The organism is Stutzerimonas marianensis (genome assembly GCF_022810315.1).
Lineage (GTDB): Bacteria > Pseudomonadota > Gammaproteobacteria > Pseudomonadales > Pseudomonadaceae > Stutzerimonas > Stutzerimonas marianensis.
Genome location: NZ_JALGRD010000009.1, coordinates 71965 through 85789, shown reverse-complemented (window position 1 = coordinate 85789; position 13825 = coordinate 71965). Strand labels below are relative to the sequence as shown.

10 protein-coding genes are annotated in these 13825 nt (G+C 65.6%); 3 read left to right on the top strand and 7 right to left on the bottom strand.

Annotated elements, in window-relative coordinates; translation table 11 throughout:
* Nucleotides 1-60 precede the first annotated feature (60 nt).
* The 4 genes from MST27_RS16465 to MST27_RS16450 are packed head-to-tail and all read right to left on the bottom strand — an operon-like array spanning nt 61 to nt 4352.
* On the bottom strand, nt 61-480 hold the full coding sequence (locus MST27_RS16465) for a group I truncated hemoglobin (protein WP_243607031.1): 420 nt from the start codon (nt 478-480) through the stop codon (nt 61-63).
* Entirely contained in the window at nt 480-1337 is an 858-nt protein-coding gene (locus MST27_RS16460) for a DUF3034 family protein (protein ID WP_420864253.1), read from the bottom strand. The genes MST27_RS16465 and MST27_RS16460 overlap by 1 nt, the downstream gene beginning before the upstream one ends.
* The gene (locus MST27_RS16455; RefSeq protein WP_243607030.1) at nt 1334-3694 is read right to left on the bottom strand and encodes a putative bifunctional diguanylate cyclase/phosphodiesterase; all 2361 of its coding nucleotides are present in this window, start codon (nt 3692-3694) and stop codon (nt 1334-1336) included. Before MST27_RS16455 ends, MST27_RS16460 begins: the two co-directional genes overlap by 4 nt.
* Complete coding sequence (locus tag MST27_RS16450; RefSeq protein ID WP_243607029.1) at nt 3678-4352, bottom strand: methylamine utilization protein; 675 nt, start codon at nt 4350-4352, stop codon at nt 3678-3680. Before MST27_RS16450 ends, MST27_RS16455 begins: the two co-directional genes overlap by 17 nt.
* 238 nt (nt 4353-4590) lie before the next feature.
* Here MST27_RS16450 and MST27_RS16445 point away from each other — a divergent pair, with 238 nt between their 5' ends.
* On the top strand, nt 4591-4815 hold the full coding sequence (locus MST27_RS16445) for a DUF3203 family protein (protein ID WP_243607028.1): 225 nt from the start codon (nt 4591-4593) through the stop codon (nt 4813-4815).
* A 106-nt stretch (nt 4816-4921) separates the two neighbouring features.
* Here the strand turns inward: MST27_RS16445 and putP are convergent, their stop codons facing one another.
* The 3 genes from putP to MST27_RS16430 all read right to left on the bottom strand — a co-directional run bounded on the left by putP (nt 4922) and on the right by MST27_RS16430 (nt 10779).
* On the bottom strand, nt 4922-6406 hold the full coding sequence (putP, locus tag MST27_RS16440; RefSeq protein ID WP_243607027.1) for a sodium/proline symporter PutP: 1485 nt from the start codon (nt 6404-6406) through the stop codon (nt 4922-4924).
* Nucleotides 6407-6610: 204 nt separating this feature from the next.
* Nucleotides 6611-9772: a bifunctional proline dehydrogenase/L-glutamate gamma-semialdehyde dehydrogenase PutA gene (gene putA, locus MST27_RS16435; protein WP_243607026.1), complete on the bottom strand. Its 3162-nt coding sequence runs from the start codon at nt 9770-9772 to the stop codon at nt 6611-6613.
* 251 nt (nt 9773-10023) lie between these two features.
* On the bottom strand, nt 10024-10779 hold the full coding sequence (locus MST27_RS16430) for an AraC family transcriptional regulator (protein WP_243607025.1): 756 nt from the start codon (nt 10777-10779) through the stop codon (nt 10024-10026).
* Nucleotides 10780-10921: 142 nt separating this feature from the next.
* Here MST27_RS16430 and lon point away from each other — a divergent pair, with 142 nt between their 5' ends.
* The gene (lon, locus tag MST27_RS16425; RefSeq protein WP_243607024.1) at nt 10922-13303 is read left to right on the top strand and encodes an endopeptidase La; all 2382 of its coding nucleotides are present in this window, start codon (nt 10922-10924) and stop codon (nt 13301-13303) included.
* Between the two features lie 121 nt (nt 13304-13424).
* A complete protein-coding gene (locus MST27_RS16420) occupies nt 13425-13820 on the top strand; it encodes a protease inhibitor I42 family protein (RefSeq protein ID WP_243607023.1) in 396 nt (131 codons plus the stop codon).
* Nucleotides 13821-13825 lie beyond the last annotated feature (5 nt).

The window sequence follows — 13825 nt, the reverse complement described above, 5'->3', positions numbered from 1 at the left end:
TGACCGGGAGGTTTCCGATGCCCTGGACGCCAGGTCGTACGAGGGGGCGCCCGCCTCCGGTTATCGGTCGATCACCTGACCGCGCATGGGCGCCAGGCGCGCCAGCAGGCGATTCTGCACCGGGATCGGCACCGCTTCGGCGGTCATGGCGGCCTGCAGGTTTTCCACCAAGGCGTTGAAATCCGCCGGGGTCAGGGCCAGGCCCTTGTGGCTTTCCTCCATGCTGTCACCGGTGTAGACGCAGGGCCCACCCGCTTCGGCGCACAGTTTCTCGATCAGCTTGTCGCGCACCCGCTGGATGTCGACACGCTGGAAATGCTCGACGATCCGCTGGTCCGCGGCGACGCGCAGCAACATGCCCTCGACGATGCGGGTGATGCCCGGCGCGCCACCCAGTTGGCGATACAGGATGTCGTCGCGTGCCGGCTGCTGGGCGCAGGCCGCGAGCAACAGGCAGACCAGCAGGATCAGCCGCGGCATCAGAAACTCCCCTGCACGGACAGATAGACGCCGTCCTGATTGCGTAGCGTGGCGATCTCGCCGAGGCGGGCATAGGCGAGCACGAGGGCCAGACGCTTGCTTGGGAAGTAGCCGACGAAAAGGTCGGCCCAATCGCTTTCCCGGGCGAACGACAGGTTGTCGGGTTTCTCGCGGTACTCGACGCCAACGGCCCAGCGAGGATTGAACAGCACCGCCACCGAACCTTCTTTCAAGAGACTGCGGCTGTCGCGCCGATCGCCGCCGAAGCCGAGCAGGCCGAGCTCATTGGCCCGGCTATAGCGCACGCCACCGTTGAGCAGCAGGTTGTAGCCGAAGGCGCCGCCGAGGACGAGGCGGCTCGCGGTCAGATAAGCCTCGGCATCCTCGTCACGCTGCGCACCGATCAGCGAGGGAATCAGGAAATCCTTCTGCCGCTTGTACTGCACGCCCAGCGACACCTGCGGCAAGCGGTCGTAGACCAGATCGCCGAACAGCCGCCACTTGGCGCCGAATATGTCCTGGCTGAGGCTGTTTTCGGGCAAAGACAGGTCTCGCGCCAGCGTACCGAGGTCGAAGCGCTGGCGAGCGAAGGAAAGCTCCAGCCGATTGCCGTAGGCCACGGCGGCACCGGCCACTTCAAGCCGGTAGTCGCCAGTCTCGACGCGCGTCGCGAAGACGTCACCGCCCCACTCACCCCTCTCGCCATAACCGGCCAGCACCGCCCAGGGGGTGATGCCGCCACCGGCCGCGCCTTCGAGGCTGGTGGCGCCGCCTGTCGCCAGCAGGCGGCCCTGCCCGGCGTAGGCCAGCAGCGGCAGGCAGCAGGCGAGACACAACAGGGAACGTAGCGGTTTCACGAATGCACCTTCAAACGGGCCGAGGCAGGGTGAACAGGCGGTTGCGCGACCCAGGCCTCGAATGCCTCGGGCGGCAGCGGGCGGCTGTAGAGATAGCCCTGCAGCGTGTCGCAACCCCAGGCGTGCAGCAGATCGCGGGTTTCGTCGTGCTCGACACCCTCGGCCACGACCTTCAGCCCGAGCGCATGGCTCATGTCGATGGTCGACCGCACGATCACCGCATCGCCGCGCGCCTCGCCCAGTTCGCGGATGAACGACTGGTCGATCTTGAGCTCCTGGACCGGCATGCGGCGTAGCTGGGCAAGCGATGAATAACCCGTCCCGAAATCGTCGACCGACAGCCGTATACCCAGCCCGCGCAGGCGATGCAGCATGGCCAGCGCCCGTTCCGGGTCGCGCATGATCGCGCTCTCGGTGATCTCGAACACCAGCTGCTCACCCTTGATCGCATAACGGCCCAGAAGCTCGGCCACCTGATCCTCCAGGGTTTGCGAAACCAGGTCCTCGGCGGAAATGTTCAACGAAATTTCCAGATGCAGGCCCCGCCCATTCCACTGATGCAACTGCCGGATCGCCGCCTCCACCACCCAGGCGGTCAGCAACTGGATGCTGCCGGTGCGTTCGGCCAGCGGGATGAATTCGCCGGGGGAAATCGCGCCATGCTGCGGATGGTGCCAGCGCAACAGGGCCTCGGCCTGGTACACGCGGCCCTGCTGCAGGTCGATCTTGGGCTGGAACAGCAGGCTCAGCCCGCCCGTTTGCGGCGCATGGCGCAGATCGCGGATCAGGGTGATCTGCCGCTGGTGGGCCACGTCGCTGCCCTGCTGGTAGAGCTGCAACCCATCGGGAAGCTGAGTGGCGTCCTGCATGGCGATGCGCGCACGGCGCAGCAACTCATCGACGCTGCCGGCATCGGTCGGGTAGCTCGCCACGCCGATATGGGCCTCCAGCCGCACTTCCAGCTCGGCGATGCGCATCGGCTGGGCGAGCACCTGCTGTACCGCGACGGCCACGCTGAAGGCATGGTCGGCGGCCGTATCGCTGACGATCATGAGGAATTCGTCGAACAGCAAGCGTGCCAGGTGATCGCCCGGTTGCAGGCTGGCCTGCAGGCGCTGGGCAAGCTGTCGCAGCGCCTGGTCCACACCCTCGGAACCGGCGCTGTCCTGCAGGCCGTCGAGGTGGCTTACGCCGATATAGAGCACCGTCGTGGCACGCCCGGCCTCCAGCGCACTGGCGAGCAACTCGGCCACCAGCGAGCGATTGGGCAGGCCGGTGACATCGTCGTGGAGCATGTTGTGTGCGATCAGTTGCTCACGCTCGGCGATGCCCTGCTGCATCTGGTTGAGCGCGTTGGCGAGGCTGCCGAGCTCGTCACCGCGGTCGAGCTCGATGGGCGTCTGGTAGTCGCCACGCCCGACCCGCTCGGCGGCCCGCGCCAGGGCATTGACCGGCTCGGCCAGGCTGCGCGCAAGCAACAGCGCGCCCACCAGCGAAGCCACCAGACCGACCAGCGCGATCAGCCCGATACGCGAATCCAATTCGTGAAACCCCTCGAGCGCGTCATCCAGCGAGCTGTGGACGATGGCGATGACGCCGTGGCCGGCGCCGCGTGACAGCACCACGTCCTCGTTGAGGTAGCGCTCATCGCCGAGCAGCAACTGCTCGATGCCGTTGGCATGCTCGTGGCCACGCCAGCCGAGTATCAGGTCGTCGTGCCTGTCGAGGGCGAGCGTGCTGGTCAGCTCGGCCGGGCCGGCGTCTTCCATCGTCAGGAAGGACACGTCCAGTCCGGTCAACTCCTTGAGCTCTTCGGCCAGGGTCCGGTCCATGACGAACCCCATCACCACCCGCGCGATGGGCAACGGGGTGCGTACCTCCGCCTCCACCAGCAGATGGGCGTGGCGATCGAGCGCCAGCACCAACAGGCTCCGCCCCTGTTCGCGCGCGGCACGCAGCTCATCGGCATAGCGGAAGGGTTCACCGGGGATGACACCTGGCAGGCTGGACGCCAGCACACGGCCATCGAGCCCGAGCAGCATGGCTTCGGACGCATTGATTCGCGCCGCCTGGTTGGCCATTACCGATTGCAGCGTCGGCGTGTCACCGCTGGCCACCGCCTCCTTGAAGCCGAAGTCGGCGGCCAGCACCTGGACGCCATCGCGCAACTGGCGTCCGCGCATGTCGAGGAGCTGTTCGAAGACCCGCAGACCGGCCTCCAGCCGTTGTGCCGCCTGCCCGCGCACGGCCGATTCGGTCACCAGGCGCACGGACAGGTACAGCGCCGCGATCACCACCAGGAGAAAGGCAGCGAATACGCCAGCCAGGCGGGCGTGAAAACTAAGGCTGCGCTTCACGAGTGGCGTCCCTGAACGCATCGGCAAAGGCGCTTGGCGCAGGCGGCGAAGGTTGCAGCGGCGCCGTGACGGCCACCGGCAGGCGCAGCTCGACCGGCTCCGCCGAGCTGCTGAGTTGCCCGGCGGGCTGCGGTTGCATGCCGCTCAATGCCGGGTGCCAGAGCGTGGCGGGATACTCGCCGGACGGCACCTCCAGGCGCACCTGGCCTTGTGCGTCGCTGACGCCAAAGGCCGCATCTTCGGTGACGTACACGTAGCCCAGCATCCAGTCATGGATATTGCAGCCCAGCACCACCAGGCCGGGTTGGTCGAAGATGACAGGCTCGCTCGGCGTGCCCTCGTAGAGACGCAGCTCGAAGCGTTTGGCGGGGGAAAAGGAATAGACCTGATGGCGAATGTCGTCGCGGTTGGGAAAGCTGACCGCCGTGCCGACGCGGACCGGCAGCACGGCCGGGACGAACTGCTTGCCGACCTGGTCCATGACGGCGGCCGTCGCCGTCTGCGCGGGCCGCGTCAGCCCGCCGAGACTGAGCACCGCACCGGCTACAGGATTGCCAGCGGCATCGACGATTCGCGCTTGGAACGGCTGAGCTTGTACGCCGATGGCATAGGCACCCAGCAAGCCGGTCAGACACAGCGTTGTGCAGCGTTTGAACATAGGGGATCGACCCGACATCGTGGCGTCTTGCGTTGGACTGCAACCATCCATGGCACCCTTCTGCCGTCAGGCTAGCCTATTGCCACTACCTGATCAGCTTTTTTTCATCTCGCCGCGCCGAGTCGCCGCCTCGATACAGGGCATGAAACGGCAAACGGATCTGCTCCCCCGGGGTCTTAACAGCAACGGTCGCGCATTCCTGCGCGGCTCCTTCGAGTGCGAGACCCAGGAGGTTGCCATGACCCTCGAGATCGATACCGCTTCGGGCACCTGTTCCACCGTCATCGACGGCACCACCTACCGCAGCGCGATCATGGACGTGCGCATCAGCACCGACCCGGCGGCCCGCATGTCGGTTGCGCATGTCGATGGCGCCAGCACCCATCTCACCGAAGACCAGGCCGAACACCTGATCGCCGCTGGCGCGAAAGACGATCGCGAGAACCTAGTTGTCGACGACTGACGCCGCCGCATGAGGCGACGCCGACCGGCGGTCGCAATCGATGGGACAGCAAAAACCCCGCTGCCGGACGCTCCGACAGCGGGGTTTCTTCACCCGCAGAGAGGGATCAGCGCCCCTGATACTCCTGCTCGGCGTCCTCGAAGCGTTTGATCATGGCCGGCGAGGCGCCGCGGCCGACCTTGCTGAAGACGACGATGGCGATGCTCGCGAGGATGAAGCCGGGAATGATCTCGTAGAGGCCGAGCCCGATGAACTCCTTCCACACCACCACGGTGACGGCGCCGCCGATCATGCCGGCCAGCGCACCGTTGCGGGACATGTTCTTCCACAGCAGGGAAATCAGCACTACCGGCCCGAAGGCCGCACCGAAACCGGCCCAGGCGTACGACACCAGGCCGAGCACCTTGCTGTCCGGATTCGAGGCGATGCCCAGGGCGATGAAGGCGATCAGCAGCACCATGGCACGGCCGACCCAGACCAGCTCGGTCTGCGAGGCGTTCTTGCGCAGCATGGCCTTGTAGAAGTCCTGCGTCAGGGCGCTGGAGCTCACCAGCAACTGGGCGCTGAGGGTGCTCATCACCGCGGCCAGCACACCGGAGAGGATCACGCCAGCCACCCAGGGGTTGAACAGGATTTTCACCAGTTCCATGAACACGCGCTCGCCGTTCTCCGTGACCGGCCCGGCCTGCTCGGGATGGCCGGCGAAATAGGCGATGCCGAAGAAGCCGACCGCCACCGCGCCGGCGAGGGTCAGGATCATCCAGGCCATGCCGATGCGGCGCGCGTTGGGAATGGTTTTGACCGAATCGGCCGCCATGAAGCGCACCAGGATGTGCGGCTGGCCGAAGTAGCCCAATCCCCAGGCCAACAGCGAAATGATCGCGACGAAGGACAGCCCGTCGAACATGTCGAAAGCCGCCGGGTTCTGCGTGGCGATGGTGTCCATCGCCGCGCCCATGTCGCCCAGCGCGAGGATCACGAACACCGGCGTGACCAGCAGCGCGAAGATCATCAGCGTGGCCTGCACGGTGTCGGTCCAGCTCACCGCGAGGAAGCCGCCGATGAACACGTAGAGGATGGTTGCCGCCGCGCCGATCCACAACGCCAGGTCATAGGGCACGCCGAAGCTGCTCTCGAACAGGCGCGCCCCCGCCACCACCCCCGAAGCACAGTAGATGGTGAAGAACACCAGCACGACCAGCGCCGAGAAGATGCGCAGCAAGCGGCTCTCATCCTCGAAACGATGCGAGAAGTAGTCCGGCAGTGTCAGCGCGTTCTTGTTCCGCTCGGTGTGCACGCGCAGGCGGCCGGCGACGAACAGCCAGTTGAGCCAGGCACCGGCAATGAGGCCGATGGCGATCCAGCTTTCCGAGAGGCCGGCAACGAAGATGGCGCCGGGCAGGCCCATCAACAGCCAGCCACTCATGTCGGAGGCACCGGCGGACAGCGCGGTGACGAAACTGCCCAGGCTGCGGCCACCGAGGATGTAGTCGTCGAAGTTCTTGGTGGCGCGATAGGCGAAGAAGCCGATCAACAGCATGGCGCCGATATAGACCACGAAAGTGATCAGGGTGGGAGTACTGATGCTCATGTTGTTCCCTCATTAGTTGTTGTCGTCGATGGGCGCGAGGGTATTCCCGATCCCACCTGGCAGAGGGCGACGGCGGATCGCGCCATCACCGGTGACAGACCCAAACAGGCCCATCAGTGGCGGAAGAGCGATCCGCCGACTGTTCTCATTGTTCTGCAGCCCAGCGACCCTTGAACCCGGGCCGCTGGTGATTTCAGTCGCGGGTCAATCGTCGACCAGCGACAGCAGCGAGGCGTTACCGCCCACCGCCGTGGTGTTGGTCGAGGTGGTGCGCTCGTTGGCGAAGCGCAGCAGGTAGCTCGGCCCACCCGCCTTCGGGCCGGTGCCGGACAGGCCGCAACCGCCGAAGGGCTGCACGCCGACGACCGCGCCGACCTGGTTGCGGTTGATGTACAGGTTGCCGACCCGCGCCAGCGCCTCGATGCGCGCGGCGGTCTCCTCGTTGCGGCTGTGCACGCCGAGGGTCAGGCCGTAGCCGGTGGCGTTGATGTCACCCACCACTTTTTCCAGGTCCGCCGCATCGAAGCGCACCACGTGCAACACCGGGCCGAACTGCTCTTTCTTGAGGTCCAGGATGCTGCCGATCTCGAAGGCCACCGGCGCCACGAAATGGCCGTTTAGGCTGCCCGGGAGCTGGGCTTCGGCGATCAGCCTGCCTTCGGCCTTGAGCTGCTGGATATGCGCCAGCAAGCCTTCGCGGGCTTCGGCGTCGATCACCGGGCCCAGGTCGTTCTCGCGCAGGTGCGTTGGGCCGACCTTCAGCTCGGCCATGGCGCCCTTGAGCAGCTCGATGACGCGGTCGGCGATGTCGCGCTGGACGTAGAGCACACGCAGCGCCGAGCAGCGCTGGCCGGCACTGGTGAAGGCCGAGGCGACGGCGTCCTTGACGACCTGCTCGGGCAGCGCGGTGGAGTCGACGATCATCGCGTTCTGGCCACCGGTTTCGGCGATCAGGGTGGCAATGGCACCCTCTTTCTCGGCCAGCTGGCGGTTGATGATGCGGGCGGTGTCGGTCGAACCGGTGAAGCAGACGCCGACCACGCGCGGATCACGGCAGAACACGCTGCCCAAGGTCGCACCGTCGCCTGGCAACAAGGCGATGGCGTCCTTTGGCAGCCCGGCTTCGAACATCAGTTCCAGGGCGCGCGCGGCGATCAGGCTGGTCTGTTCGGCCGGCTTGGCCAGCACGGTATTGCCGGCGACCAACGCCGCGGTGATCTGCCCCAGGTAGATGGCCAGCGGGAAGTTCCAGGGGCTGACGCAGACGAACACGCCGCGGCCTTCGTGGAACAGCTCGTTGCGCTCGCCGGTTGGGCCCTTGAGTTCTTCGCGCCCGAGTTTCAGGCGAGCCTGCAGCGCGTAGTAGCGGCAGAAATCGACCGCTTCGCGGACCTCGTCGATGCCGTCCTGCAACGTCTTACCGGCTTCGAGGGTGCACATCGCCATCAGCTCGGCGCGGTTGGCTTCGAGCAGGTCACCCAGGCGCTCGAGAATCTGCGCGCGCTGCTCGACCGGCGTGGCGTTCCAGCGCGGCCAGTAGGCAGCCAGGCCGTCGATGGCCTGCCGGGCCTGCTCGGCGCTGGCGAACTGCGCCGTGCCGACTTCCTGGCTGAGCTGGTACGGGCAGTGCACCTTGTGCGGCGTGCCGGTCAGTTTCTGCCCGCCGATCACCGGGGCGGCCTGCCACTGGCGGTCAAGGAAGGTCTGGTAGGCGCTGGACAGTTCGTTCCACTGGGTCTGGATGTTCATGTTGATGCCTTGTGAATTGGTCCGGTTGCCGTACAGCGCCGGCGGGAGCGGGATGCGTTGGTTGCCGAAGGTCTTGAACTGGCGAAGCTGAGTCACGGGGTGATCGATCAGCGTCTCGATCGGCACACGCGGGTCGACCAGCTGATGGACGAAGGACGAGTTGGCACCGTTCTCCAGCAGGCGGCGCACCAGGTACGGCAGGAGGTCCTTGTGGGCGCCGACGGGCGCATAGATGCGCACGTTCTTGCGGTACTTCTCGATCACGGTGTCGTAGAGCGCATCGCCCATCCCGTGCAGGCGCTGGAACTCGAAGTCGCGCGGTGTCTGCAGCTCATCGGCCATCGCCAGGATGCAGCTGACGGTATGGGCGTTGTGGCTGGCGAACTGAGGGTAGATCACGCCGCGGGTCTGCTCGGAAAGCAGATAGCGTGCGCAGGCGAGGTAAGAGGTATCGGTGCCTTCCTTGCGGGTGTAGACCGGATAGCCCGGCAAGCCCTGGACCTGGCACTGCTTGATCTCGCTGTCCCAGTAGGCGCCCTTGACCAGCCGCAGGGGGATGCGCGCACCCAGTTCCTTGCCCAGCAGAGTCAGCCATACCAGCACCGGCAGGCAGCGCTTGGAGTACGCCTGGATCACCAGGCCGAACTCGTCCCAGCCGGCGATGGCCGGGTCACGCATCAGTTTTTCGTAGAGTTCGAGCGACAGTTCGAGGCGATCGGCTTCCTCGGCGTCGATGGTGATGCCGACATCGAGCTTGCGCGCCAGGATGGCCAGTTCGCGCACGTTGGCGAACAGTTCGGTGAGCACGCGCTCGCGCTGGGCGACCTCATAGCGCGGGTGCAGCGCCGACAGCTTGATCGATACGGAGGGCCGCGGGCCGGAGCCGACCTGCGGCTCGGCGCCGACGGTTTCCACGGCCTGGCGGTAATCGGCCATGTACTTGCGTGCATCTTCGGCGGTCAGCGCGGCTTCACCGAGCATGTCGAAGGAATAGGTGTAGCCCTTCTCGCGCTCCGGGCGGCCGTTCTTCAGGGCTTCGGAGATGGTGCGACCGAGGACGAACTGCTTGCCCATCAGTTTCATCGCCTGGTTCATCGCCGCGCGAATCACCGGCTCGCCGGAACGCTTGATGAGGCGCCCGATGACATTCTTCGGCCGGCCGTCCGCGCTTTCCGGGTCGACGACCCGGCCGGTCATGACCAGGCCCCAGGCAGCGAAATTGACCAGCACGTTGTCGCTCTGGCCGAGGTGACGCTCCCACTCGGCCGCGTTCAGCTTGTCGCGAATCAGGGCATCGGCGGTGGCCGCATCCGGAACGCGCAGCAGGGCTTCGGCCAGGCACATGAGCATCAGGCCTTCCTGGGTGTCCAGGCTGTACTGGCGCAGCAGGGCATCGAGGGTGTCGACGGCGTTTTCACGGCCCCGCACGGCCTCGATCAGGTTGCGCGCCTCGCGGCGGATGGTCTCGATGCCCGCTTCGCCGGGGTCGGCCAATTGCAGCAGCTCGGTGAGGTATTCGGCCTCGTCAACGCAATAATTCGCGCTGATGGCGGGAAAGAATTCGGCGGCTTTCAGGTTGGCGAAATCGCCCTGCAAGACTTTACCGGCTTTGAACATCGCGCCGCTCCTCTGGTGGAGGTTGTTGTGCTGGTTCGGCACGCTGCGACACGGAAAAGGGCCGCGCTCGCCGAACGGGTAGGCGAATCTAAGGCGGCGGCGAATGGCGTTGTTTCGCAAAACTACGGAACTTTTGCAGAAAACTATGGCTTTTGAGCACGGTCATTTGCCCGTCACCAAGATTCACTATAGCGGTGCGGAAACACTGGCCTTACGCCACGAATGCACCGGCTCGGTGCGAGCGGGACGGCTCAGCTGTCGCGCTTGCGCAGCCGTTTCGGCGTCAGCCCGAGGTAGCGGCGCGTCGCCGTGGTCAGGGCGCTCTGGCTGGAGAAGCCGCACTCCTCGGCGATCCTGACCAGCGGTAGCGGGCTCTCGCGCAGCAGGCGAGTCGCGCGATCCAGACGGCTCTTGAGCAGATACTGGTGAGGCGTGAGGCCGATACTGTCCTTGAATTGCGCGTGGAAGTGGCTGGGGCTCAGGCAGGCCACCTGGGCCAGCTCCGCCACCGTGATGCGCCGTGCCAGGTTGCGTTCGATGTGCGCATCGAGCCGGGCAATGTCGAGCGGGCCGACCGGACGATGGGTGGTTTCGCCAAACACGCGCAGGTGCAGCGCGCGTAGCAGGACCCCGCCCAGTGCACGTGCCAGCAACGGATCACTGCCATAACGCGCCAGCTCGGCGCCCGCGTAGTTGAGCAGGTTCTGGAAATCGGCATCCAGTGCCGGGTACCGCGGAATCTCGAACAGCTGCGCGAGCAGGCGGGGATCGTCTTCGCTGAGGTCCTGCTCATCCAGGTCGATGATCAGCATACGATTTTCGCCCTTGCCGGCGAATTCGTGATCGGCGTGACCGGGCACGAGGCAGGCACGCATGCGACACACCTCGCCACCGGCACCGTCCACCTCGAATTCCGCGCTGCCCGCGAGCGACAGCACCAGCTGGTGGTAGTCGTGCGCGTGTTCGTGGGCCTGATCATCGAGGCGAAGCAGACGGGCGTTGAGCATGGCGGGGTACCTGAGGTGTCCGGGCACTCTACCGGAGGCCGGGCGCTTTTTACAGCGGCGGCCAAGGGCGCCGGCGACGATTCGTATTGAAATCATTCGTCCGATACCCATCTAAAGAGCACGTACTCGCCACAGGTGCCGCATGAACGACGACATCCATCACGACTTCGAGCAAGACGCATCGTCCACGGGCCTGGTCCTGCCGGATCAGAACCTGCCTGACAAGCTGTACATCATCCCGGTGCACAATCGGCCGTTCTTCCCGGCCCAGGTGTTGCCGGTGATCGTCAACGAGGATCCCTGGGCCGACACCCTGGAGCTGGTCGCCAAGACCCCGCACCAGCGCCTCGCCCTGTTCTACATGGACACGCCGGCGCAGGACGCCGCCAGTTTCGACCCGGACAGCCTGCCCGAACACGGCACCATGGTGCGCGTGCACCACGCCTCGAAGGAAGGCGGCAAACTGCAGTTCGTCGCCCAGGGCATGGCCCGGGTGCGGATCCGTGGCTGGCTGCGCCGCAAGCCGCCGTACCTCGTCGAAGTCGAATACCCGCAGAGCGACGAGGACCCGCGCGACGAGGTCAAGGCCTATGGCATGGCGCTGATCAATGCGATCAAGGAACTGTTGCCGCTCAACCCGCTGTACAGCGAAGAGCTGAAGAACTACCTCAACCGCTTCAGCCCGAATGCGCCGTCCCCGCTGACCGATTTTGCCGCCGCGCTGACCACCGCCCCGGGTGCCGAACTGCAGGAAGTGCTCGACACCGTGCCGGTGCTCAAGCGCATGGAGAAAGTCCTGCCGCTGCTGCGCAAGGAGGTCGAGGTCGCCAAGCTGCAGAAGGAACTGACCGGCGAGGTCAACCGCAAGATCGGCGAGCGCCAGCGCGAGTTCTTCCTCAAGGAACAACTGAAGATCATCCAGCAGGAGTTGGGCATCACCAAGGATGACCGCAGCGCCGACGCCGATGAGTTCCGCTCGCGCCTGGAAGGCAAGGTGGTGCCACCCGCGGCGCAGAAGAGGATCGATGACGAACTGAACAAGCTGTCCGTGCTCGAGACCGGCTCGCCCGAATACGCCGTGACGCGCAATTACCTCGACTGGGCGACCTCCATGCCCTGGGGGCTGTACAGCGAGGACAAGCTGGATCTCGAACATGCGCGCAAGGTGCTCAACGCCCATCACGCCGGGCTCGATGACATCAAGAGTCGCATCATCGAGTTTCTCGCCGTGGGTGCGTTCCGCGGCGAGATTGCCGGCTCCATCGTGCTGCTCGTCGGCCCGCCCGGTGTCGGCAAGACGAGCATCGGCAAGTCCATCGCCGAATCCCTCGGCCGCCCCTTCTACCGGTTCAGCGTCGGCGGCATGCGCGACGAGGCGGAGATCAAAGGCCATCGACGCACCTACATCGGTGCCCTGCCCGGCAAGCTGGTGCAGGCGCTGAAGGAAGTCGAAGTGATGAACCCGGTGATCATGCTCGACGAGGTCGACAAGCTCGGCAGCAGCCACCAGGGCGACCCGGCTTCGGCGCTGCTGGAAACCCTCGACCCCGAACAGAACGTCGGATTCCTCGACCACTACCTGGACCTGCGGCTGGACCTGTCCAAAGTCCTGTTCGTCTGTACGGCCAACAGCCTCTATTCGATCCCCGGGCCGCTGCTCGACCGCATGGAAATCATTCGCCTGTCGGGCTACATCACCGAGGAAAAGCTGGCGATCGCCAAACGCCACCTGTGGCCGCGCCAGCTCGAGCGCGCCGGTATTCCGAAGAAGCGCCTGACGATCAGCGACAGCGCCCTGCGTAACCTGATCGAAGGCTATGCCCGGGAGGCCGGCGTGCGGCAGTTGGACAAGCAGCTCGGCAAGGTGGTGCGCAAAGCCGTGGTCAAGCTGCTCGACGAGCCCGAGGCGAACATCAGGATCGGCCCGAAGGACATCGAAAGCTACCTGGGCATGCCCTTCTGGCATCCCGAACAGTTGCTCACCGGGGTGGGTGTCGTCACCGGGCTCGCCTGGAACAGCATGGGCGGCGCGACGCTGCCGATCGAGGCGACACGCATCCACACGCTCAACCGGGGCTTCAAGCTCACCGGCAAGCTCGGCGACGTGATGAAGGAGTCGGCGGAGATCGCCTTCAGCTACGTCAACTCACACCTGAAGGAATTCAAGGGCGACCCGACCTTCTTCGATCAGGCCTTCGTGCACATGCACGTGCCCGAGGGCGCGACGCCGAAGGATGGTCCCAGTGCGGGCATCAGCATGGCCAGCGCCCTGCTCTCGCTGGCGCGCAACCAGGCGCCAAAGAAAGGCGTCGCCATGACCGGCGAGTTGACGCTGACCGGCCTGGTCTTGCCGATCGGCGGCCTGCGTGAAAAGGTCATCGCCGCGCGCCGGCTGAAGCTGTTCGAGCTGATCATCCCCGAGCTGAACCGGGGCGACTTCGAGGAGCTGCCCGACTACCTGAAAGAAGGCCTGACGATGCATTTCGCCAAGCGCTTCAGCGACGTGGTCAAGGTGCTCTTCTGACAGCCGTGCCGGCGGGGCGGATGGTCGCCCTGCCGGCAAGACGGCCCTTGCCGCGACTTTACGATCAGCGCCAGGCCCCTTAAGGTTCGGTACGTTCCCCGTCGCCAGAGCCGCTTTGCCCATGTCCAGTTCCCTGCCCCGTCTGCTATCGCTTGTCCCGCTGCTCATGCTTGCCGGCTGTGCCAGCAACCCCACCGCCAGCGTCACCCTGAGCGACGATGCGAAGTGTCCGGTGCAGCTGAAACGCGGCCAGACCCTGATCGTCAGTCTCCCCAGCAACCCGACCACGGGCTATCGCTGGAACGTTCAGGAGGTGTCGGAGGCACAACTGAAAAGCCTCGGCCCCGAGGTGTTCAGCTCACCCGAAAAGGACGTGATCGGTGGCGAAGGCGTGTCCACCTGGCGTTTCCAGGCCGCCGAGCCCGGGCAGGGGCGCCTGTATTTCACCTATCTGCGCCCCTGGGAGTCCGACGGCGAGCCGGCCGGGCTGTTCGACTGCCGCGTCGAGGTCGAGTAACCCGC